A 20,431-nucleotide genomic window follows, 5' to 3' on the forward strand; every position below is an offset into this window, starting at 1 on the left:
CGTGTGACGTGTGGCACGATGCTGGCCACCCCCACCGCACAGCCCACAGGAGACGCTCCGCGTGCCGACCTCCGCCGTCCCGGACCTCGCACACACCCACGCCCGCCCGGTGCACTGGCTCGCCACCGCCGCGGCGATGGCCGCGGTGGTCGCCGGCGCCGGGATGCTCCAGCCCGGGGCCGCGACGGCCTCCCAGACGGGCGTGATCCGGACAGCGGCGGCCCCGGCGCCCGCGCCGGCCCCGGACCCGGCCTCGGTGGCGTACCCGCTCGACTGCGCGGGGGCGCCCAGCGTGGTGGCCGAGCGGGCCACGGGCGACATCGACGGCGACGGGCGGCCGGAGACGGTCGTGGCGGCGCACTGCCGCGCGGGCTCCGGCACCCCGCCCAGCGGGGTGTACGTCCTGGTCGGCGGTGCCGCGGGACCCCGGGTGGTGGCCACGCTGGTGGCCCCGGCCGAGCGCCGCAGCGTCGAGCGGCTCGCCGTACGTGACGGGGTGGTCACCGCGACCGTGCTGGGCTATTCCTCACCGGACGTGCCGAGCTGCTGCCCGGACCGGCGCGAGACGGTCAAGTGGCGCTGGCAGGGGGACGAGTTCGTCCGCTCCTCCGCGGTCGAAGCCGGGAGTGCGTGAGCGGTCACTCCGCGTCAGGCCCGTAGACCTCGACCCGGTCGGCGACGCGGCGTACGTGGATGCAGTCGCCCGGGCACTCCTTGGCGGAGTCGACGACGTCCTGGAGCAGGGGCAGCGGCACGGGTGTGGTGGCGCCGGGGGCCTGGAGCAGTTCGTCGTCGGGACTCTTCACGTAGGCCAGGCCGTCGATGTCCAGCTCGAAGACCTCGGGAGCGTACTGCGCGCAGATCCCGTCGCCGGTGCAGAGGTCCTGGTCGATCCAGACCTCCAGGTCCTCGCCCGCGCCCGTGGTCGGGGCCTCGTGCTGCACGGTCATGTTCCTGCCTCTGCTGTGGTAAGTCGGGCCAACCCTGACGGGTGTTGACCACTCCGACCATACAACCGCCCGCTTTCAGATGTTGATGGGTGGGTATCCCCCTGATGCGAGGGAGAGCGCAAGGGTGAAGATCGGACACACCCCGAGAGTCTTTGTGATCTAGGGGTTTCAATCACCACCCACCCAGGTAGGGTCAGGAAGCGTCCAGCTCCCCTTGGAGGAGGTGAGGACCGTGGCAGCCCACGACGACGACATCAACCGCGGCATCCGGCCGGGGCGGGGGTCTGAAGACCCTGCCGGCCAGGTTGCCTATCTCGAGCAGGAAATCGCCGTCCTGCGACGTAAGCTCGCCGACTCTCCGCGTCACACGAGGATTCTCGAAGAGCGGATCGTCGAGCTGCAGACCAACCTGGCCGGCGTGTCCGCGCAGAACGAGCGACTCGCCAATACGCTCCGTGAGGCCCGCGACCAGATCGTGGCCCTCAAGGAGGAGGTCGACAGGCTCGCGCAGCCTCCGGCCGGCTTCGGTGTCTTCCTGCAGGCGAACGAGGACGGCACCTGCGACATCTTCACCGGGGGCCGCAAGCTCCGGGTGAACGTCAGCCCCAGCGTCGAGCTCGACGAGCTCCGGCGCGGCCAGGAACTCATGCTCAACGAAGCGCTCAACGTGGTCGAGGCCATGGAGTTCGAGCGCGCCGGGGACATCGTCACCCTCAAGGAGATCCTCGAGGACGGCGAGCGCGCCCTGGTGATCGGGCACACCGACGAGGAACGGGTGGTGAGGCTCGCCGAGCCGCTGCTGGACATCACCATCCGGCCCGGCGACGCCCTGCTGCTGGAGCCCAGGTCCGGCTACGTCTACGAGGTGATCCCGAAGAGCGAGGTCGAGGAACTCGTCCTCGAAGAGGTCCCGGACGTCGACTACACCAAGATCGGCGGTCTGGGGAACCAGATCGAGCTGATCCGCGACGCGGTCGAGCTCCCGTACCTCTACCCCGACCTCTTCCAGGAGCACGAGCTGCGGCCGCCGAAGGGCATCCTTCTGTACGGCCCGCCCGGCTGCGGCAAGACGCTGATCGCGAAGGCCGTCGCCAACTCCCTTGCCAAGAAGGTCGCCGAGGTGACCGGGCAGCCCGCGGGGAAGAGCTACTTCCTCAACATCAAGGGCCCCGAGCTCCTCAACAAGTACGTCGGCGAGACCGAGCGGCACATCCGCCTGGTCTTCCAGCGTGCTCGTGAGAAGGCCAGCGAGGGCACCCCGGTGATCGTCTTCTTCGACGAGATGGAGTCCCTGTTCCGCACCCGTGGCTCCGGTGTCAGCTCGGACGTGGAGAACACCATCGTCCCGCAGCTGCTCGCCGAGATCGACGGCGTGGAGGGCCTGGAGAACGTCATCGTCATCGGCGCCTCCAACCGCGAGGACATGATCGACCCCGCCATCCTGCGGCCGGGCCGGCTCGATGTGAAGATCAAGATCGAGCGTCCGGACGCGGAGGCCGCCAAGGACATCTTCGCCAAGTACCTGACACCTTCGCTGCCGCTGCACGCGGACGACCTGACCGAGCACAATGGGTCCAAGGAAGCCGCGGCCCAGGCGATGATCCAGTCGGTCGTGGAGCAGATGTACGCGGAGTCCGAGGAGAACCGGTTCCTCGAGGTCACGTACGCCAACGGTGACAAGGAAGTCCTGTACTTCAAGGACTTCAATTCCGGAGCGATGATCCAGAACATCGTCGACCGGGCGAAGAAGATGGCCATCAAGGCCTTCCTCGACCACAACCAGAAGGGCCTCCGGGTCTCCCACCTCCTCCAGGCTTGCGTGGACGAGTTCAAGGAGAACGAGGACCTGCCCAACACCACCAACCCGGACGACTGGGCCCGGATCTCCGGAAAGAAGGGCGAGCGGATCGTGTTCATCCGCACGCTCGTCACCGGAAAGCAGGGCGCCGACACCGGTCGCTCCATCGACACGGTGGCGAACACCGGTCAGTACCTGTAGATCGCATTCCGGCTGCGGGTGCCCGGGAGTCCCCCGCGAAAAGCGGGGGAGGGCATCCGCGGCCGGCTGCTTTCACCGGTCCTGGCCACCATTCCGACCACACCGCAGCAATGACGCAATTGATCTCCCCACCAGCGCAGAGGCGTTCTAGGCTCTTCCGTACCGCCGAGTCGCGCAGTGCGGGGACGGGCACCGCACACGCATCGGAGAAGCAGCGGTACTTGAGCGCCGTTCCCGGACGGGGACGCCGCCGGGCAAGGAGGGCCGCATGACTGTACGGCGAGTAATGGGCATCGAGACGGAGTACGGGATCTCCGTCCCCGGCCACCCGAACGCCAATGCCATGCTCACCTCGTCCCAGATCGTCAACGCCTACGCGGCGGCGATGCACCGGGCGCGACGCGCCCGCTGGGACTTCGAGGAGGAGAACCCGCTGCGGGACGCCCGCGGCTTCGACCTCGCCCGCGAGGCCGCCGACTCCAGTCAGCTCACGGACGAGGACATCGGCCTGGCCAATGTGATCCTCACCAATGGCGCGCGGCTCTACGTGGACCACGCCCACCCCGAGTACAGCGCCCCCGAGGTCACCAATCCGCGCGACGCCGTCCTGTGGGACAAGGCCGGCGAGCGGATCATGGCGGAGGCCGCGGAGCGGGCCGCCCAGCTCCCGGGCGCCCAGCCGATCCACCTCTACAAGAACAACACCGACAACAAGGGCGCCTCCTACGGCACGCACGAGAACTACCTGATGAAGCGGGAGACCCCCTTCTCGGACATCGTGCGCCACCTGACGCCCTTCTTCGTCTCCCGGCAGGTCGTCACGGGCGCCGGCCGGGTCGGCATCGGCCAGGACGGCCACGAGCACGGCTTCCAGATCAGTCAGCGTGCCGACTACTTCGAGGTCGAGGTCGGACTGGAGACCACCCTCAAACGGCCGATCATCAACACCCGGGACGAGCCGCACGCCGACGCCGAGAAGTACCGCCGCCTCCATGTGATCATCGGCGACGCGAACCTCTCCGAGATCTCGACCTACCTCAAGCTCGGCACGACGGCCCTGGTGCTCTCGATGATCGAGGACGGCTTCATCACGGTGGACCTCGCGGTCGACCAGCCGGTGCGCACCCTGCACCAGGTCTCCCACGACCCCTCGCTCCAGTATCTGATCACGCTGCGCAGCGGCCGGACACTCACCGCGGTGCAATTGCAGATGGAGTACTTCGAGCTGGCCCGCAAGTACGTGGAGGAGCGGTTCGGGGCCGACGCCGACGAGCAGACCATGGACGTGCTGGCCCGGTGGGAGGACACCCTGGGCCGGCTGGAGAACGATCCCATGAGCCTGGCGGGCGAGCTGGACTGGGTGGCCAAGCGGGAGCTCATGGAGGGGTACCGCCGCCGGGACGGCGTCGACTGGGACGCGGCGCGGCTGCACCTGGTCGACCTGCAGTACGCCGACGTGCGCCCCGAGAAGGGCCTGTACAACCGTCTGGCGGCCCGCGGGAGGATGAAGCGGCTGCTGACCGAGGACGAGGTCACGCGGGCGCAGTCGAAGCCTCCTGAGGACACCAGGGCCTACTTCCGGGGCAGGTGCCTGGAGCAGTACGCGGACGACGTGGCCGCCGCCTCCTGGGACTCGGTGATCTTCGATCTGCCCGGCCGCGACTCCCTCCAGCGGGTTCCCACCCTGGAACCGTTGCGCGGTACACGTAACCATGTGAAGGAGCTCCTGGACCGCTGCCGCACGGCCGAGGACCTGGTCCGCGTGCTGTCCGGGCACTGAGCCCCGGCCGAGTACTCGTGCGAAAAGAGCTTGGCCGGGGGATCTCCGGGAATCATGGGGATACTCCCTGGACGTTGGAGAAAGTGCAGGGCCGATGTCAGACCGTCCTTGTAGGGTCTGATCTTGAGACACCGAACCAAGCGGGCAAACGAGCGGGGTGAGGGATATGGCGACCAAGGACACCGGCGGCGGGCAGCAGAAGGCCACGCGTTCCACCGAGGAGGTCGAGGAGCAGGCGCAGGACGCGCAGGCTTCGGAGGACCTCAAGGAGCGCCAGGAGAAGCTGTCCGACGACGTCGACTCCGTACTCGACGAGATCGACGACGTCCTCGAGGAGAACGCCGAGGACTTCGTGCGGTCCTTCGTGCAAAAGGGCGGACAGTAGAGCTCGTTGTCCCTCCCGGTGCCGTCGGTGAAAGCCGAGGGCACCGGGACGGATGACCGGCGACGGCACGGGTAAGGTCCGTGCACAGCACGCATGATCGGCCCGACCGTCGCAGCGGCGGGCCGCCGCCTCATTTCGGAAGGAAACGCGTGGAAGCCAACCCTCGTAGCATCGGGCGTCTGCCGGCAGCCTTCCTGACGCCCGGCTCCTCCTCCTTCATGGACTTCCTTGCCGACCACTCGCCCGAGCTGCTGCCCGGCAAGCGGACCCTGCCGCCCCTCCAGGGTGCCATCGAGGCACCGCACGGCACGACCATCGTCGCCACCACCTTCCCCGGCGGCGTGGTGCTCGCCGGTGACCGGCGCGCCACGATGGGCAACATGATCGCCCAGCGGGACATCGAGAAGGTGTTCCCGGCCGACGAGTACTCGGCGGTGGGCATCGCCGGTACCGCCGGACTCGCCGTGGAGATGGTCAAGCTCTTCCAGCTTGAGCTGGAGCACTTCGAGAAGGTCGAGGGCGCCCAGCTCTCCCTGGAGGGCAAGGCGAACCGCCTCTCCACGATGATCCGCAGCAACCTGGGCATGGCCATGCAGGGCCTGGCCGTCGTCCCCCTCTTCGCCGGCTGGGACGTCGAGCGGGAGAAGGGCCGGATCTTCAGCTACGACGTGACGGGCGGCCGGTCCGAGGAGCACGGCTTCGCGGCCACCGGCTCCGGCTCCATCTTCGCCCGTGGCGCCATGAAGAAGCTCTACCGCGACGACCTGACGGAGCAGCAGGCCATCACCCTGGTCGTGCAGGCGCTCTACGACGCGGCGGACGACGACTCGGCGACCGGCGGCCCGGACGTGGCCCGGCGGATCTACCCGATCGTCACCGTCATCACCGACGAGGGCTTCCGGCGGCTCACCGAGGCCGAGTCCTCCGAGACCGCCCGCGCGATCCTGGAGCGCCGCCTCGAACAGCCCGACGGCCCGCGCGCCGCGCTGCTCTGATGTTTGCCCATCTGAAGAAAGGGACGGATAGCCGGTGACGACGCCGTTCTATGTCTCGCCCGCACAGGCCATGCAGGACCGGGCGGAGTACGCCCGCAAGGGCATCGCCCGTGGACGCAGCCTGGTTGTGCTGCAGTACGCCGACGGCATCGTCTTCGTCGGTGAGAACCCGTCCCGTGCGCTGCACAAGTTCAGCGAGATCTACGACCGCATCGGTTTCGCCGCGGCCGGCAAGTACAACGAGTACGAGAACCTCCGGATCGGCGGCGTGCGGTACGCGGACCTGCGCGGCTACACCTACGACCGCGACGACGTGACGGCCCGCGGGCTCGCCAACGTCTACGCCCAGACGCTCGGCACCATCTTCTCCAGCGCGGGCGAGAAGCCCTACGAGGTGGAGCTGGTCGTGGCGGAGGTGGGCACCTCCCCGGAGGGCGACCAGATCTACCGGCTGCCGCACGACGGGTCGATCGTGGACGAGCACGGCTCGGTCGCGGTCGGCGGCAACGCCGAGCAGATCAGCAGCTTCCTCGACCAGCGGCACCGCGACGGCATGTCGCTCGCCGAGGCGCTGAAGCTCGCCGTGCAGGCGCTGTCCCGGGACACCAACGGCAGCGAGCGGGAGATCCCCGCGGAGCGGCTGGAGGTGGCGATCCTGGACCGCACGCGCCCGCAGCAGCGCAAGTTCAAGCGGATCGTCGGCCGCCAGCTCTCCCGCCTCCTGGAGGCGGACGCCTCGGCCTCCACCCCGACGGACGCGCCCTCGGACGAGGAGCCGGAGGAGTCGGAGGACTGATCCGGGCCCGGACACGAGTGCCCCGGACCGCGCCCGCGGTCCGGGGCACCGGCATGCCGGGGGCCGTGTCGGGGCCGTGCCCGGGCCGTGGCCGGGATTCTGTGTCAGGGGGCCGGGGGCGGCCCCGAGGAGCCCCGGACCATGAGGGTGACCGGCAGGTCGCCGGACTCCGGCGGACGGCCCGCCAGGACGTCCAGCAGGGCCGTCATCCCGCGCTCGCCGATCCGCTCGGCCGGCAGCCGGACCGTGGTCAGCTCCGGTTCCACCGCCGTGGCGAGGGCCAGGTCGTCGAAGCCGGTGACCGACACGTCCTCCGGGACGCGCAGCCCGAGCCGCCGTACCGCCTTGCAGGCGCCCGCCGCCACGATGTCGTCGTCACAGACCAGGGCCGTCGGGCGCGGCCCCGGCGCGGTCAGCGCGCGCTCGGCGGCCTCCCGGGCGCCGCCCACGTCCAGTGGCGCCGGAACGGTCCGTACCGTGACGCCGGGGACGCCGCCCAGGCAGGCGGTCATGGCCCGGCCGCGGACGTCGAACGTCCAGGACGGCACCGCCGACGACAGGTGCGCGAAACGGCGGTGACCCAGGGTCAGCAGATGGTCCGTCACCTGGCGCACGCCGTCCGCGATGTCGAGGTTCACCCGGGCCGCCGCGCCCGGGTCCGCCGGGTCGCTGTCCAGCATCACCAGCGGCAGGTCGGTGCCCCCGATCGCCCGCAGCGCGTCGGCGGCCATCGAGGACGCGATCACGCCGTCCAGGGCCGCGCGGGCGGAGGCGAAGGGGTCGCGCGCCGGGCCGACGCCCTCGGGTGAGGGGTACAGGACGACACCGAACCCGTGCCGGGCGGCCACCGCGGCGGCGCCCGTGTAGACCCGGGCGAAGAACTCGTTGGTCAGCGCGGGCACCACCAGCAGCGCGGTCCTGGTACGGCCCAGACGGAGGTTCCGGGCCGCGAGGTTGGGCCGGTACCCGAGCTCGTCCGCCGCCTCCCGCACCAGCCGGGCGGTGCGCTCCGAGACCCGCCCGCGCCACTTGTCGCCGAGCACCAGCGACACGGTCGCCTGGGACACCCCGGCCGCCCGGGCCACGTCCCGGCTCGTCGGCCGCGCTGCGCCGGGGCGGCCCGCCGCCCCGCCGGACGGGTCGCCGGCCACGACCGCCCCGCCGGACGGGTCGCCGGCCACGACCGCCCCGCCGGGCGGGCCGCCGTCCGCGGCGGGGCGCGCGGGTGCGCCGGCCCCGGAGGCGTCGGCGTCCCGCCCGCCGGGGGCACCGGCCCGCCCGGGGGCGGGCCCGGCCGCCGTCCTGGGCGCCGGGTCGGGGACCTGGGGGTCCGGGTGGTGCACGCACGCCTCCGCTTCGGGGATCCCGCCCGCGAGGTGGACCCGCGGGATGCCGTCATGGTACGTATGACGAAGGACGTTATACGTAAAACCTCGGCCTCCGGCCGGGGGAGAGGGGCAGCACATGGCCGCCGCACCGGGCGGGTACGCCGACATCCTGAAGGCACCCCATGCCGCCAGGCTGCTCATCGGCACCCTCATAGGGCGCCTCCCCAACGGCACCGGACCCATCGCGATCATGGTGTTCACCCGTGCCGAGGGCGGCAGCTACAGCCTCGCCGGCGCCCTCGCCGCGGTGTACGGCATCGGCAACGCCGTCGGCCAGCCCCTCCTCGGCCGGGCCGTCGACCTGTACGGCCAGCCCCGCGTCCAGCTCCCGGCGGCCCTGGTCTCCGCCCTGGGCATGGCCCTGCTGGTGCTGGCCGGCACGGATCCGCTCCCGCTCACCTACGCGGCGGTCGCCGTCGCCGGGCTGTTCACCCCGCCCCTGGAGGGCGGGCTGCGGGCTCTGTGGCCGAGCGTGCTGGGCCGCGAGGAACGGGTCCACCGGGCGTACGCCATGGACGCGGTCGCCCAGGAGGTCATGTTCACCGTCGGGCCCCTGCTGGTCACCCTGCTCGTGGCGCTCTGGTCGCCCGCCGCCGCCCTGCTCGTGATCAACGCCATCGGTGTGCTCGGCGCCCTGTCCGTCGTGCTGTCCGAGCCGTCCCGTGCCTGGCGCTCCGCCCCGCGCGAGGCGCACTGGCTCGGCGCGCTGCGCTCGCCCGGGCTGCTCGCCCTGCTCGGCGCGTTCTTCTTCGTCGGCCTCGCCCTCGGCTCCATCACGGTCGCCGCCTACGCGTACGCCGAGGATTACGGCAGCGAGTCCGTCTACGGCTGGCTGATGGCCGCCCTGGGCCTCGGCGCGCTGGTCGGCGGCACAGTCTACGGGGCCCGGCAGTGGGCGGGCGCCCCGGAGCGCCGCCTGCGGGCCCTGATCGGCCTTCTGGCGCTCGGCTACCTGCCGCTCACGCTGACCCCCGGCGTGGTGGCCATGACCGCCCTGGCGGCCGTCTCGGGCGTGTTCCTCGCGCCCGCCATCGCCTGCGCGTTCATCGTCGTGGACCGGCACGCGCCGCGCGGCACGGTCACCGAGGCGTTCTCCTGGCTGGTCACCACCTTCGGGGTGGGCGCCGCCGCCGGAACGGCCGTCGCCGGCCCGGTGGTCCAGCACTCCGGCACCACCGCGAGTTTCGCGGTGGCCTGCGCCGGCGGATTCGCCGCCCTGCTGGTCCTGCTGGCGACCCAGCGCGTACTGGCAGTTCCCCGCCACCAGGCCCAACACGCCGAAGATGTCGTGGCGGCATCGGAAAATGATCGAAACGGTGCCGTCGAACCCGGTTTCAGCTCAGGCCATCAGGCGTAATGTTCAGTCATGGACCGCCGCATTTTCGGGCTGGAGAACGAGTACGGCGTCACGTGCACGTTCAGGGGACAGCGCCGACTGTCTCCTGACGAAGTGGCGCGCTACCTCTTCCGCCGTGTCGTGTCATGGGGCCGCAGCAGCAATGTCTTCCTGCGGAACGGTGCCCGCCTCTACCTCGACGTGGGATCACATCCGGAATACGCAACTCCGGAATGTGACAACGTGACGGAACTGGTCACCCACGACAAGGCCGGCGAGCGCATTCTCGAAGGTCTGCTCGTCGACGCCGAACGCCGCCTGCACGAGGAGGGAATCGCGGGCGACGTCTATCTCTTCAAGAACAACACCGACTCGGCGGGAAACTCCTACGGCTGCCACGAGAACTATCTCGTCGCCCGCCACGGAGAGTTCTCGCGGCTCGCGGACATCCTCATCCCGTTCCTCGTCACCCGGCAGCTGCTGTGCGGCGCGGGGAAGGTGCTCCAGACCCCGCGCGGCGCCGTGTACTGCGTCAGCCAGCGCGCCGAGCACATCTGGGAGGGCGTCAGCTCCGCGACGACCCGCTCCCGGCCCATCATCAACACCCGCGACGAACCGCACGCGGACGCCGAGCGCTACCGTCGGCTGCACGTCATCGTCGGCGACTCGAACATGTCCGAGACGACCATGCTCCTCAAGGTCGGCGCCACCGACCTCGTGCTGCGCATGATCGAGGCCGGCACGGTGATGCGGGACCTGACCCTGGAGAACCCGATCCGGGCGATCCGCGAGGTCAGCCACGACATCACCGGCCAGCGCAAGGTGCGGCTCGCCAGCGGCCGCGAGGCCTCCGCCCTGGAGGTCCAGCGGGAGTACTACGAGAAGGCCGCCGACTTCGTCGACCGCCGTGGCATCCGCACCGGCACCGTCGCCCAGGTCCTGGAGCTGTGGGGCCGCACGCTGGACGCCATCGAGCAGGAGGACCTCGACCGGATCGGCACCGAGATCGACTGGGTCATGAAGTACAAGCTGCTGGAGCGGTACCGGGCCAAGCACAACATGACCATGTCGCACCCCAGGGTCGCCCAGATAGACCTCGCGTACCACGACATCCACCGTCGCCGCGGGCTCTACTACCTGCTGGAGAAGAAGGGACAGGCCGCCCGGATCTGCAACGACCTGAAGATCTTCGAGGGCAAGTCGGTGCCCCCGCAGACCACCCGGGCACGGCTGCGCGGCGACTTCATCCGCCGGGCGCAGGAGCAGCGCCGGGACTTCACGGTGGACTGGGTGCACCTCAAGCTCAACGACCAGGCGCAGCGCACCGTGCTGTGCAAGGACCCCTTCCGGTCGGTGGACGACCGGGTGGAGAAGCTCATCGCCGGGATGTGAGCCGGCGGCCGCCGCCGGGTCCCGCGGGGGACCCGTCGGCGGCACCGGCCCGAGGGCGCCCGCCGCCGGGCGCCCGGGGGCCGGGCGGGAGGCCGGGATCACCACCGGGAGGCGTCGTGCGGGGCTCGTACGGCGCCTCACCCACGCCGTAGAGTCACGCCGTAGAGTGACGCGACACCCTCGCGAACTCGACTGCGAAGACCTACAGATCCCGAGATCCCGACCAAGATACGAGGCATTCCGTGCGCCGTCGCTCCCTCCTCCTCGCCGTCCCCGCCGGCCTGCTCACGCTCGCGGGCTGCGGCGACGACAAGTCCGACAAGGCCAAGACCGACGAGAGCCCGTCGGCGTCCGCCCCGGAGACGTCCACGAAGATCGTGGAGGGACCGCTCCCCGCCATCACCGCGGGCACCGCGTTCGGCCAGAAGCCGACCATCGCCAAGGGCCCGGGCAAGCCCTCGTCCGACCTGGCGGTGAAGACGCTGATCCCCGGCAAGGGGCAGACGGTGGCCAAGGGCGACTACCTCCAGTTCGACTACCTCGGGCAGATCTGGGACACGGCGAAGGTCTTCGACAACTCGTACGACCGCAAGGCGCCGCTGACCAGCGCCATCGGCGTCGGCCAGCTCATCCCCGGCTGGGACAGGGCGCTGCCGGGCAAGAAGGTCGGCAGCCGCGTCGAGCTGGCGATCCCGCCGGCCCTCGGTTACGGGTCCCAGGGCAACCCGCAGGGCGGGATCAAGGGCACCGACACCCTGGTGTTCGTGGTCGACATCCGCGGCACCTTCAACGGCAAGAGCTCGGCCAAGGGCCGCGAGGTCGCGCAGGACAACATCGACCTCCCCAAGATCGGCACCAACACCGACGGCGCCGCCCCGTCCATCGACGTGCCGAAGAAGCCCGCGCCCAAGGGCCTCGTCGCGAAGTACGTCCTGGAGGGCGACGGCCCGGTGGTCAAGCCCACGGACAAGCTGCTGCTCCAGTACAAGGGCGTCCTGTGGGAGGGCGGCAAGGAGTTCGACTCCAGCTACAAGGGCGGCCAGCTCGCCGAGTTCCCCCTGCAGAGCCTGATCAAGGGCTGGCAGCAGGGGCTGGCGGGCAAGAAGGCGGGCAGCCGCGTCATGCTCGTCGTCCCGCCGGAGCTCGGCTACGGCGACCAGGCGTCCGGGGACATCCCCGCCAACTCGACGCTGGTCTTCTCGCTCGACATCCTCGCCGTGATGTAAGACTGTCCCGGTTGCCCAGTACATTCGTTTGAGGAGCACTGTTTTCGTGAGCATCGAGAAGCCCGAGGTCGACTTCCCGGGTGGCGAGCCGCCGAAGGACCTGGAGATCAAGGACATCTGGGAGGGCGACGGCCCCGAGGCCAAGGCCGGCGACATGGTCAAGGTCCACTACGTGGGCGTGGCCTTCTCCACCGGTGAGGAGTTCGACTCCTCCTGGAACCGCGGTACGCCGCTCCAGTTCAAGCTCGGCATCGGCCAGGTCATCGCGGGCTGGGACCAGGGCGTGCAGGGCATGAAGGTCGGCGGCCGCCGTCAGCTGATCATCCCCGCGCACCTCGCGTACGGCGACCGTGGCGCCGGCAGCGCCATCGCGCCGGGCGAGACGCTGATCTTCGTCTGCGACCTCGTCGGCGTCTGATCCGCCCGCGGTCGCCGCTGAGGCACACCGCACCCGTGGCCGACCGGCCACCCAGAGGGCCCGTGCCTCCCGGTACGGGCCCTCCGCCGTGGCGCGACTTTTCCCGCGACACCCCGGGGCGGTACGTTGAGCGGGAAAAGTGAGTCCATAAGAAGAGGTGCAGGGCGTCGATGGCCATTGCCAAGGCCGAGCGGCTGATGAATCTGGCGCTGTGCCTCCTGGGGACCCGGCGCCCGCTGAGCAAGCGCGAGCTGCGCGGCTCGATCGAGGCGTACCTCGAAGCCGGCTCGGACGACTCCTTCAACCGCATGTTCGAGCGCGACAAGGATGATCTGCGCGAGCTCGGCCTGGTCATCGAGACCGTGGACAACCTCGACGGCGAGACCGGCTACCTGGCCCGCCGCGACTCCAACCGGCTCCCCCCGATCCAGCTCGACGCGGAGGAGGCGGCCGCCCTGGGCCTGGCCGCCAAGGTCTGGCAGCAGGCCCGCCTCGCCGGCGCCGCCAGCGGAGCCCTCCAGAAGCTGCGCGCCGCCGGCATGCCCGAGGCCGGGGACGCGTACGACACCCCGCACAGCGCCCTCGAACCGCGCATCCCCGTCCACGAGGCGGCCTTCGAGCCGCTGATGCTGGCCTGCCGGGACCGGCGCCCCGTCGTCTTCGAGTACCGCAAGGCCAATGCCGCCCGCCCCGAGACCCGGCAGGTCGAGCCCTGGACGCTGGAGTGCTGGCGCGGCCACTGGTACCTGGCGGGCTGGGACCGTGACCGGGGCGCCGAGCGCGTCTTCCGGCTCTCCCGCATCACCGGCAGGGTCCGCTCCCGGGCCGGGGCCTTCACCGCCCCCGTACCGGACGTGTCGACCGTCCGCGAGACCGTCGAGAGCTGGGCGGGGGAGACGGCGACCCGCTCCGCCCGGATCCGGCTGCGCACCGACTGCGGCTACCCGCTGCGCGCCCGCGCCCTGTCGGTGCGGGAGCTGGGGGGCGGCTGGGACGAGCTGGAGATCCCGTACGGGCACGGACTGGACGCCTGGCTCGTCGAGTTCGGCCCGGACGTCGTCGTACTGGAACCGGCCGATCTGCGGGCCGACGTGGTGGACCGGCTGCGCGCCGTGGCCAAGGGCTGAGGGGGAACGGACTTCGATGGCCGCGAACGCGATCGACCAGACCAGGCGGATGCTCTCGCTGGTGACGTACCTGCGTGAGCGCCCCGGCGCCCATGTCGGGGACGTCGCACGGGCGTTCGGTATCACCGAGGACGAGCTGATCTCCGACCTCGACGTGCTGCCCATGTGCGGCACCAGCTTCCGCGGTGGCGACCTGCTCGACATCGACACGGACGGCGAGCAGATCTGGTGGCACAACCCCGACGACGTCGCCGAGCCGCTGCGGCTCGCCGCCGACGAGGCGACCGCCCTGCTGGTGGCGGCCCGGGCCGTCGCCACGCTGCCCGGACTGCGGGAGGGCGACCGGGAGGCGCTGCTGCGCGCCACCGCCAAGCTGGAGGCCGCGGCGGGGGAGGCGGCGGGCGCCAGCTCCCGGCTGTCGGTGACCTTCGAGTCCGAGGGCGGGGTGTTCGCCGAGGTCGACCGGGCCATCTCGGAACGGCGCCGGCTGTGGCTGCGGTACTACTCGCCCGCGCGGGACGAGCTCACCGAGCGGGAGGTCGACCCGATCCGCCTCTTCGCCGTCGGCCACACCTACATGGAGGCCTGGTGCCGGCTGTCCGAGGCGCGGCGGACCTTCCGCCTCGACCGGGTGGCCGAGATCCGGCTGCTGGACGAGCCGTCCGCGCCGCCCGAGATCGAGCTGCGCGACCTGTCCGAGGGCCTGGTCCAGCCGTCGGCCGACGACCCCGAGGTCGTGGTCGAGGTGGGGCCGGGCGGCCGCTGGGTGGCCGAGTACTACCCGCACGACAGCGCCGAGGAACTGCCCGACGGCGGGCTGCGCATCACCCTGCGCACGCCGGAACCGGCCTCGCTGCGGCGCCTCGCCCTGCGCCTGGGCGGGGAGGGCCGGATCGTCACCCCGCCGGAGCTGGCGGCGAGCGCCCGGCAGGCGGCGTGCGAGGCGCTGGCCGCGTACGGCGACCAGGAGTAGGCGGAGCCGGGGCAGTCGAGCCGATCAGGCCGATCAGACCACCGTCGAGGGAATTGAGGTAATTGTCCGTGATGCCCGGAACCATTCCGCCGCCTCCGGCCCCCGTCCTCTTCAAGGCCGCCTGCCCCGAGTGCCAGGCGCGCTGCGAACTGTCGGCCGGGTCACTGCGCCTGGCCATCGGCGCCAGCCGCCGGACCACCTTCTACTCCTTCACGTGCCCCGCGTGCGGCTCCGCCGTACGCAAGCCCGCCGGTGAGCGCATCGTCGAACTCCTCACCGGCGGCGGCGTGCGGACGCTCCGCCTCCACTCCACGGTCTGACCGTCGTCTAGGCTCTGCGCATGTTCTGGCCCATGCTCGCCATCGCCCTGGGGTTCCTCGGTATCGCCGTCCTCGGCGTCCTCGGCATCCGGGTGTTCATCGAGGCCCAGCGCCTCGGCCGTCAAGTGACGCACACCACACAGCGGATCAACCGCGCCGCCGAGGACCTGGAGCGGGCGGCCACCGATCTCGCCCGTACGGGCGAGGACTTGCGGTAGGGCCGCCACCCTCCTCGCGCCCGGGCCCGAGAGGTACGCTGCTTGTCCCGGCGGAGGTATGGAGGTACTCGCCGGGAACGCGGAGTATGCACAGGGATTGCCCGACGTTTACCCGTGCGAGTTACGATCCTTGCAGCATGGGGCTGGACAACTGTCCGGTCGCACAGGTAAGCCCCCTCCCCCCAGCCGCCTCGGTGAGAAGGAAGTCGCACATGATCGGCAATCTGAAGCCCCTCGAGATCGTTCTGATCATCGCAGTCATCCTGCTGCTCTTCGGTGCCAAGAAGCTCCCCGAGATGGCGCGTTCGCTGGGCAAGTCGGCCCGCATCCTCAAGAGCGAGGCGAAGGCCATGAAGAAGGACGACGCCGAGCCGGCTCCCACCGCCGACCCCGCGGCCCAGCAGCCCGCCCCGCGCACCATCCAGGCCGCACCCGGCGACGTGAGCAGCGCCCGCCCGGTCGCCGAGCAGAACACCACCAAGAGCTGACGCACACGCGCTGACGGCTGCCGCACTCGCACGAGACAAGGGAAGTGGGTTGCTCAAGTCTGCCCGCAAGCGGGAGAAGAACGACGAGGGGCGCATGCCCCTTGTCGATCATTTGCGTGAACTGCGGAACCGGCTGCTGAAGGCGGTCCTGGCGATTCTCGTCGCCACGATTGTGGCGGCCTTCTTCCAGAAGGACATCTTCGAGTTCCTCATGAGGCCGATCATCGACTCGGTCGGCTGTGAGGGCGGTGTCGTCGTCCAGAAGAACGGGCAGCTGTGCGCGGTCCTGAAGACGGACACGCTGATCTCGCCTTTCACCATTGCCCTCAAGGTCGCCCTCATGGCGGGCGTCCTCGCGGCGACCCCGGTGTGGCTCTACCAGCTGTGGGCGTTCGTCGCCCCGGGGCTGCACCGGCACGAGAGGCGCTACGCCTACGCGTTCGTGGCGGTCGGCGTCCCCCTCTTCGTGGCGGGTGCCTACCTGGCATACGCGATCCTGCCGCAGACAGCGGCGATCATGCTCAGCTTCACGCCGTCCGACACGCAGAATCAGATCTCACTCGACGACTATCTCGACCTGATCACCCGCATGGTGATCGTTTTCGGTCTCGCCTTCGAGCTGCCCCTGCTTCTCATCGCCCTCAACATGACGGGCGTCATCAGCGGCAAGCGCATGCTCGGCTGGTGGCGAGGGATGATCATCGGCCTCACCGCGTTCGCGGCCATCGCCACCCCTGGCGGCGAGCCGCTCTCCATGCTGCTGCTGGCGGGCCCGCTGGCTGTGCTGTACTTCCTGGCGACCGGACTCTCGCTGCTGAACGACATGCGTCGGCGGCGCGGGAACGGCGACGCCGAGCTGAGCGAGGACGAGGCTTCGGTGCTGGACCTCACGCCTGAAGCCATCGGCGCCGTCGAGTCCGTCCACGCCGCCCCGGCCTTGCCCGAGCAGGCGGACGGTGGCCGTTCGCAGCGGTTGAACGGCAGCTCATACGACGACGTCACCTGAGGTGAGCCGCAGGTAAGGGCCCACCGGTGAGTGGGCCCCGTGGCGGGGGACCTACGAGAAGATCAAATTGAAGGCGAGCCGCCCAGCTGCCAAGTCTTGTCCCCGCCTCCGTCATTGGCGACGTTGTACGTAACCACGCCGTCCGCGCTCCACCCGGCGGGGACGCTGCTGTAGTGGGACGGGGTGATCAGCAGCCGGGTCGACTCCGGGTAGTTGTTCATGTGTCCGGTGTACTGGGCGCTTGCGGACTTCACCGTGGCGTCGTTGCGCTCCAGCCTGACCTGTATGGAGAACTTGTCGAGGCCGGTGCTGATCCCGCCCCCCGCCGCGGTCCAGCGAGTCTCCGCTCGAGCGGTTATCGCGTTGGCTGCCGTGCGCTGGACGCACGGCTGGACCTGCACGACCAGATTCGTGCCTATGGTGTCGATCTCCTGCCGCTGCCAGCCGCTGCACTGTGTCGCGGATGCAGCTTTCGCCGGCGCGGCCAAAGCCAGCGTGGCGCCTGACGAGACTACGGCGGCAAGCAGGGCCGTTCCCGTGCGGGACGATGTGATCTTCATTGTTCCCCTCCGGTGAGTGCGTTGCGTAGCGGAACGCACGCGGTCTGCGGTGGATCATGCCAACCGCGGGCTCACAGGAAGGTTCTCGGGGGGACGCACCGGCGAACAGCGCGGTGGTGCGAGGGGTGCGTCCGGTCCTCCGTGCAGAGACGGAGAAGGGTGCGGTTAAAGATCGGCTGACTGTCAGTGGCGGCGGGTAGGCTCGATAACAAGATGACAGAAGAACTCACACCCGCGGAAGCGTACGCGGCCGCCCGGCTCCGCGCCGCCGAGCAGGCCACCGCGCTCGCTCCTTTCCGCGCCCTGTACGACTTCGAGCTGGACCCCTTCCAGATCGAGGCGTGCCAGGCCCTCGAGGCCGGCAAGGGAGTACTCGTCGCGGCACCCACCGGCTCGGGCAAGACCATCGTCGGTGAGTTCGCCGTGCACCTCGCCCTGGAGCAGGGGCGCAAGTGCTTCTACACCACGCCCATCAAGGCCCTGTCGAACCAGAAGTACGCCGACCTGGTCAAGCGGTACGGGCCCGGGAAGGTCGGGCTGCTCACCGGTGACAACAGCGTCAACGCCGACGCGCCGGTGATCGTCATGACCACCGAGGTGCTCCGCAACATGCTGTACGCGGGGTCCCAGTCCCTCCGGGGCCTGGGGTACGTGGTGATGGACGAGGTGCACTACCTCTCCGACCGGTTCCGCGGGGCCGTCTGGGAGGAAGTGATCATCCACCTCCCCGAGTCCGTGACCCTGGTGTCGCTCTCCGCGACCGTGTCCAACGCCGAGGAGTTCGGTGACTGGCTCGACACGGTCCGTGGCGACACCGAGGTGATCGTCTCGGAGAGCCGGCCCGTGCCGCTGTGGCAGCACGTCCTGGCCGGACGCCGGATCTACGACCTCTTCGAGGAGGAGACCGACCACGGCGGCCGCGGCTCCGCCCGCCGCGAGGTCAACCCCGACCTGGTCCGCCTGGCGCGCATGGAGAACTCGCGCCCGATGGGCGGCCGGGACCGGCGGCGCGGGCGCGAGGCGGACCGCGAGCGGGAGCGGCGGCAGCGCTCGCGGATCTGGACCCCGGGACGGCCCGAGGTCATCGAGCGGCTGGACGCCGAGGGCCTGCTGCCCGCCATCACGTTCATCTTCAGCCGGGCCGGCTGCGAGGCCGCCGTACAGCAGTGCCTGTACGCGGGCCTCCGGCTCAACGACGACGAGGGACGCGCCCGCGTCCGCGAGATCGTCGAGGAGCGCACCGCCTCCATCCCCACCGAGGACCTGCACGTCCTCGGGTACTACGAATGGCTGGAGGGCCTGGAGCGGGGCATCGCCGCGCACCACGCCGGCATGCTGCCGACCTTCAAGGAGGTCGTCGAGGAGCTGTTCGTCCAGGGCCTGGTCAAGGCCGTGTTCGCCACCGAGACCCTGGCGCTCGGCATCAACATGCCCGCCCGCTCCGTGGTGTTGGAGAAGCTCGTCAAGTGGAACGGCGAGCAGCACGCCGACATCACCCCCGGCGAGTACACCCAGTTGACCGGGCGCGCCGGGCGGCGGGGCATCGACGTCGAGGGCCACGCCGTGGTCCTCTGGCAGCGCGGCATGGACCCCGGCCACCTGGCGGGACTCGCCGGCACGCGTACGTACCCGTTGCGCTCCAGCTTCAAGCCCTCGTACAACATGGCGGTCAACCTGGTCGACCAGTTCGGCCGGCACCGCTCGCGCGAGCTGCTGGAGACGTCCTTCGCCCAGTTCCAGGCGGACCGGTCGGTCGTCGGCATCTCCCGCCAGGTCCAGCGCAACGAGGAGGGCCTGGAGGGCTACCGCGAGGGCATGACCTGCCATCTCGGTGACTTCGAGGAGTACGCGCGGCTGCGCCGCGAGCTCAAGGAGCGCGAGACGGAGCTGGCCAAGCAGGGCGCCGCGCAGCGCCGGGTGGCGGCCGCGACGTCCCTGGAGCGCCTCAAGCCGGGCGACGTCATCCATGTGCCGACCGGCAAGTTCGCCGGACTGGCGCTGGTGCTGGACCCGGGCCTGCCGGCCGGCCGGGCCAACGGGCACCGCGGCTTCGAACACCAGGACGGGCCGCGCCCGCTGGTGCTCACGGCCGAGCGGCAGGTCAAGCGGCTGGCGTCGATCGACTTCCCCGTGCCGGTCGAACCGCTGGAGCGGATGCGCATCCCCAAGTCCTTCAACCCGCGCTCCCCGCAGTCGCGGCGCGACCTGGCGTCCGCGTTGCGCACCAAGGCCGGGCACATAGCGCCGGAGCGGCACCGCAAGCAGCGCTCGGCCGCCGCCGACGACCGCGAGATCGCCCGGCTGCGCACCGCCTTGCGCGCGCACCCCTGCCACGGGTGCGACGAGCGGGAGGACCACGCCCGCTGGGCCGAGCGGTACCACCGGCTCCAGCGCGACACGCGGCAACTGGAGCGGCGCATCGAGGGGCGTACGAACACCATCGCGCGGACCTTCGACCGGATCGTCGCCCTGCTCACGGAGATGGACTACCTGCGCGGCGACGAGGTGACCGAGCACGGCAAGCGGCTCGCCCGCCTCTACGGCGAACTGGACCTGCTGGCCAGCGAATGCCTGCGGGACGGCGTCTGGGAGGGGCTCAACCCGGCCGAACTGGCCGCGTGCGTCTCCGCCCTGGTCTACGAGTCCCGGCAGGCCGACGACGCGGTCGCGCCGAAGCTCCCCACGGGCAAGGCCAAGGCGGCGCTCGGCGAGATGGTCCGCATCTGGGGACGGCTGGACGCCCTGGAGGAGGACTTCCGGATCAACCAGGCCGAGGGCGTCGGCCAGCGCGAACCGGACCTCGGCTTCGCCTGGGCCGCCTACCAGTGGGCCTCCGACAAGAGCCTCGACGAGGTGCTGCGCGAGGCGGAGATGCCGGCCGGTGACTTCGTCCGCTGGTGCAAGCAGGTCATCGACGTCCTCGGACAGATCGCGGCGGCGGCGCCCGGCGAGGGCAGTACGGTCACCAAGAACGCGCGGAAGGCGGTCGACGCGCTGCTGAGGGGCGTCGTCGCCTACAGCTCGGTGGGCTGACGGGGCACGACGTCAGGGCCCGGCCGGATCCCGGCCGGGCC

Annotated in this window: 20 protein-coding genes; 17 read left to right on the top strand and 3 right to left on the bottom strand. The window is 70.6% G+C overall.

Going from position 1 to position 20,431, the window contains the following annotated elements:
* Positions 1-61 precede the first annotated feature (61 nt).
* Positions 62-634, top strand: a complete 573-nt coding sequence (locus ACZ7LK_RS22960) for a hypothetical protein (RefSeq protein ID WP_471143011.1) — start codon at positions 62-64, stop codon at positions 632-634.
* A 4-nt stretch (positions 635-638) separates the two neighbouring features.
* On the opposite strand, the gene ACZ7LK_RS22965 is transcribed toward ACZ7LK_RS22960, so the two are convergent.
* Entirely contained in the window at positions 639-950 is a 312-nt protein-coding gene (locus ACZ7LK_RS22965; RefSeq protein ID WP_392275840.1) for a ferredoxin, read from the bottom strand.
* Positions 951-1,182: 232 nt separating this feature from the next.
* Here ACZ7LK_RS22965 and arc point away from each other — a divergent pair, with 232 nt between their 5' ends.
* The 5 genes from arc (at position 1,183) to prcA (ending at position 6,905) form a co-directional block, all read left to right on the top strand.
* The gene (arc, locus tag ACZ7LK_RS22970) at positions 1,183-2,949 is read left to right on the top strand and encodes a proteasome ATPase (protein ID WP_392275841.1); all 1,767 of its coding nucleotides are present in this window, start codon (positions 1,183-1,185) and stop codon (positions 2,947-2,949) included.
* 268 nt (positions 2,950-3,217) lie between these two features.
* Positions 3,218-4,729 carry a depupylase/deamidase Dop gene (dop, locus tag ACZ7LK_RS22975; protein ID WP_392275842.1) on the top strand — a complete coding sequence of 504 codons (1,512 nt, stop codon included), beginning with the start codon at positions 3,218-3,220 and terminating at the stop codon, positions 4,727-4,729.
* A gap of 166 nt (positions 4,730-4,895) precedes the next feature.
* Positions 4,896-5,114 (top strand): ubiquitin-like protein Pup, encoded by a 219-nt coding sequence (locus tag ACZ7LK_RS22980; RefSeq protein ID WP_016325855.1) that lies wholly within the window; start codon positions 4,896-4,898, stop codon positions 5,112-5,114.
* A gap of 149 nt (positions 5,115-5,263) precedes the next feature.
* Positions 5,264-6,109, top strand: coding sequence for a proteasome subunit beta (gene prcB / locus ACZ7LK_RS22985; protein ID WP_392275843.1), 846 nt, complete (start codon positions 5,264-5,266; stop codon positions 6,107-6,109).
* Between the two features lie 34 nt (positions 6,110-6,143).
* The gene (prcA, locus tag ACZ7LK_RS22990) at positions 6,144-6,905 is read left to right on the top strand and encodes a proteasome subunit alpha (protein WP_064069118.1); all 762 of its coding nucleotides are present in this window, start codon (positions 6,144-6,146) and stop codon (positions 6,903-6,905) included.
* A gap of 104 nt (positions 6,906-7,009) precedes the next feature.
* Here prcA and ACZ7LK_RS22995 read toward each other — a convergent pair whose 3' ends face one another.
* Positions 7,010-8,056 carry a LacI family DNA-binding transcriptional regulator gene (locus tag ACZ7LK_RS22995; RefSeq protein ID WP_471143246.1) on the bottom strand — a complete coding sequence of 349 codons (1,047 nt, stop codon included), beginning with the start codon at positions 8,054-8,056 and terminating at the stop codon, positions 7,010-7,012.
* Between the two features lie 313 nt (positions 8,057-8,369).
* On the opposite strand from ACZ7LK_RS22995, the gene ACZ7LK_RS23000 reads away from it, so the two are divergent.
* The 10 genes from ACZ7LK_RS23000 to tatC all read left to right on the top strand — a co-directional run bounded on the left by ACZ7LK_RS23000 (position 8,370) and on the right by tatC (position 16,797).
* A complete protein-coding gene (locus tag ACZ7LK_RS23000; protein ID WP_471143016.1) occupies positions 8,370-9,650 on the top strand; it encodes an MFS transporter in 1,281 nt (426 codons plus the stop codon).
* Positions 9,651-9,659: 9 nt separating this feature from the next.
* On the top strand, positions 9,660-11,021 hold the full coding sequence (gene pafA, locus ACZ7LK_RS23005) for a Pup--protein ligase (protein ID WP_064069120.1): 1,362 nt from the start codon (positions 9,660-9,662) through the stop codon (positions 11,019-11,021).
* 242 nt (positions 11,022-11,263) lie between these two features.
* The gene (locus ACZ7LK_RS23010; protein WP_471143019.1) at positions 11,264-12,247 is read left to right on the top strand and encodes an FKBP-type peptidyl-prolyl cis-trans isomerase; all 984 of its coding nucleotides are present in this window, start codon (positions 11,264-11,266) and stop codon (positions 12,245-12,247) included.
* Between the two features lie 46 nt (positions 12,248-12,293).
* Entirely contained in the window at positions 12,294-12,665 is a 372-nt protein-coding gene (locus ACZ7LK_RS23015; protein ID WP_392275846.1) for an FKBP-type peptidyl-prolyl cis-trans isomerase, read from the top strand.
* 170 nt (positions 12,666-12,835) lie between these two features.
* Positions 12,836-13,792: a helix-turn-helix transcriptional regulator gene (locus ACZ7LK_RS23020; RefSeq protein ID WP_392275847.1), complete on the top strand. Its 957-nt coding sequence runs from the start codon at positions 12,836-12,838 to the stop codon at positions 13,790-13,792.
* 16 nt (positions 13,793-13,808) lie between these two features.
* Entirely contained in the window at positions 13,809-14,765 is a 957-nt protein-coding gene (locus ACZ7LK_RS23025; RefSeq protein WP_392275848.1) for a helix-turn-helix transcriptional regulator, read from the top strand.
* 71 nt (positions 14,766-14,836) lie between these two features.
* Positions 14,837-15,085: a hypothetical protein gene (locus ACZ7LK_RS23030; protein ID WP_392275849.1), complete on the top strand. Its 249-nt coding sequence runs from the start codon at positions 14,837-14,839 to the stop codon at positions 15,083-15,085.
* A gap of 20 nt (positions 15,086-15,105) precedes the next feature.
* Entirely contained in the window at positions 15,106-15,303 is a 198-nt protein-coding gene (locus ACZ7LK_RS23035) for a hypothetical protein (RefSeq protein ID WP_392275850.1), read from the top strand.
* Between the two features lie 212 nt (positions 15,304-15,515).
* On the top strand, positions 15,516-15,791 hold the full coding sequence (gene tatA / locus ACZ7LK_RS23040) for a Sec-independent protein translocase subunit TatA (protein ID WP_392275851.1): 276 nt from the start codon (positions 15,516-15,518) through the stop codon (positions 15,789-15,791).
* 49 nt (positions 15,792-15,840) lie between these two features.
* Complete coding sequence (gene tatC, locus ACZ7LK_RS23045; protein ID WP_471143025.1) at positions 15,841-16,797, top strand: twin-arginine translocase subunit TatC; 957 nt, start codon at positions 15,841-15,843, stop codon at positions 16,795-16,797.
* A gap of 62 nt (positions 16,798-16,859) precedes the next feature.
* Here tatC and ACZ7LK_RS23050 read toward each other — a convergent pair whose 3' ends face one another.
* A complete protein-coding gene (locus ACZ7LK_RS23050; protein ID WP_471143027.1) occupies positions 16,860-17,357 on the bottom strand; it encodes a hypothetical protein in 498 nt (165 codons plus the stop codon).
* A gap of 213 nt (positions 17,358-17,570) precedes the next feature.
* On the opposite strand from ACZ7LK_RS23050, the gene ACZ7LK_RS23055 reads away from it, so the two are divergent.
* Entirely contained in the window at positions 17,571-20,390 is a 2,820-nt protein-coding gene (locus ACZ7LK_RS23055) for a DEAD/DEAH box helicase (protein ID WP_392275854.1), read from the top strand.
* The last annotated feature ends 41 nt before the right edge of the window (positions 20,391-20,431 follow it).

The organism is Streptomyces sp. NPDC039423 (assembly GCF_055598725.1).

Coding starts and splice junctions, on each gene's coding strand:
- ACZ7LK_RS22965 (WP_392275840.1), bottom strand. CDS start 950: ATGACCGTGCAGCACGAGGCCCCGACCACGGGCGCGGGCGAGGACCTG.
- dop (WP_392275842.1), top strand. CDS start 3,218: ATGACTGTACGGCGAGTAATGGGCATCGAGACGGAGTACGGGATCTCC.
- ACZ7LK_RS22980 (WP_016325855.1), top strand. CDS start 4,896: ATGGCGACCAAGGACACCGGCGGCGGGCAGCAGAAGGCCACGCGTTCC.
- ACZ7LK_RS23000 (WP_471143016.1), top strand. CDS start 8,370: ATGGCCGCCGCACCGGGCGGGTACGCCGACATCCTGAAGGCACCCCAT.
- pafA (WP_064069120.1), top strand. CDS start 9,660: ATGGACCGCCGCATTTTCGGGCTGGAGAACGAGTACGGCGTCACGTGC.
- ACZ7LK_RS23020 (WP_392275847.1), top strand. CDS start 12,836: ATGGCCATTGCCAAGGCCGAGCGGCTGATGAATCTGGCGCTGTGCCTC.
- ACZ7LK_RS23025 (WP_392275848.1), top strand. CDS start 13,809: ATGGCCGCGAACGCGATCGACCAGACCAGGCGGATGCTCTCGCTGGTG.
- ACZ7LK_RS23030 (WP_392275849.1), top strand. CDS start 14,837: ATGCCCGGAACCATTCCGCCGCCTCCGGCCCCCGTCCTCTTCAAGGCC.
- ACZ7LK_RS23035 (WP_392275850.1), top strand. CDS start 15,106: ATGTTCTGGCCCATGCTCGCCATCGCCCTGGGGTTCCTCGGTATCGCC.
- tatA (WP_392275851.1), top strand. CDS start 15,516: ATGATCGGCAATCTGAAGCCCCTCGAGATCGTTCTGATCATCGCAGTC.
- ACZ7LK_RS23050 (WP_471143027.1), bottom strand. CDS start 17,357: ATGAAGATCACATCGTCCCGCACGGGAACGGCCCTGCTTGCCGCCGTA.
- ACZ7LK_RS23055 (WP_392275854.1), top strand. CDS start 17,571: ATGACAGAAGAACTCACACCCGCGGAAGCGTACGCGGCCGCCCGGCTC.